Raw genomic sequence first — 1196 nt, 5'->3', positions numbered from 1 at the left:
CGGCCTGATCGCGCCGATGATCGAGACCGCGGCCGACGCCCGCGCCTTCGTGGACGCGGTGAAATTCCCGCCGGTCGGCCGCCGCAGCTGGGGGCCGAGCCGCGCCATGACCCTGCTCGGCCTTGACCGCGACGGCTATCTCGCGAGCGCCAACGACCTGACGCTGGCGCTCGCGATGATCGAGACCGAGCGCGGGCTCTCGAATGTCGACGAGATCGCCCGGACGGAGGGCGTCGACGGCCTGTTGATCGGGCCGAACGACCTCAGCGTCTCGCTGACGCAGGGCGCGACGATCGACGTCGGCCATCCGAAGGTCGTCGAAGCGCTCGGGCGGGTGCTCGTCGCCGGACGAAGCGCGGGGAAGCCGGTCGCGGTGTTCGCCAACTCGCCGGCGATCGCATCCGACTATGTGCGGCGAGGCTTCCCGATGATCGCGCTCGGGCCCGACCTCTCTTTCCTCTCCGCCGGCGCGGAGCGGGCGCTTTCGGACGTGTTCGACGCGCCGGCGATCGGCGCCTCCGCCGGCGGATGAGCTTCCGACGCGGCGCCGGAGCGCTATGTCGTCAAGCGGACAGGCTAGCGCGGACTTGAACGGATGACCGGGATAGTGCGTTTGCAGACCGGATCGCGCGCATTCGGCGCCAGCGCGCGTAAGACGTTTCGGCCGGGGCGGACGGAGCTCTGCGAACGGCGCATTCGGAATTGAGGAGTTCGACGCCAATGACCCCACTGTTAAGGACTTTGCTGGCCGGCGGCGCCTTGCTCGCCACGGCAGGGGCGGCGCACGCCGACACCGCGATCGCCACCACGGCGCTGAACGTGCGCGCCGGCCCCGGCACCAGCTACCCGGTGATCGACACCCTCCCGGAAGGCGAAGCCGTGAACGTGCTCGGCTGCACCGGCTCGTGGTGCGAGATCAGCATGGGCGCCCAGGGCACCGGCTTTGCGAGCGCCAGCTATCTGGATCGCGCCGGCGGAGCGCCCTCCCGGTCGACGGTGATCATCGACGAGTATGAGCCGGAGGTGATCACCGGCCTGTCGATCGGCGGTTATTGGGACAGCCGCCCCTATTACTACGATGACGGCTTCTACTACTGGGGCGGGCGCTGGTACTCGGAGCGTCCGGGCCGCTCCGGCTGGGAGCGCTCCTGGCGGCGGGACCACCACCGCGGCAGGCACCACGGCCGCGGCGGCTG

At 70.5% G+C, this 1196-nt stretch carries 2 protein-coding genes; both read left to right on the top strand.

What is annotated here, in order from left to right; translation table 11 throughout:
- The coding region (locus ACIKT0_RS18635) for an HpcH/HpaI aldolase family protein (RefSeq protein ID WP_407106800.1) at positions 1 to 532 on the top strand (532 nt) is incomplete at its 5' end.
- Positions 533 to 720: 188 nt separating this feature from the next.
- The coding region (locus ACIKT0_RS18630; RefSeq protein WP_407106799.1) for an SH3 domain-containing protein at positions 721 to 1196 on the top strand (476 nt) is incomplete at its 3' end.

The organism is Hansschlegelia beijingensis (assembly GCF_045505405.1).
GTDB classification, from domain to species: domain Bacteria; phylum Pseudomonadota; class Alphaproteobacteria; order Rhizobiales; family Methylopilaceae; genus Methylopila; species Methylopila beijingensis_A.
The sequence above is the reverse complement of the archived record's forward strand: the minus strand, read 5'-3'. Positions and strand labels throughout refer to the sequence as shown.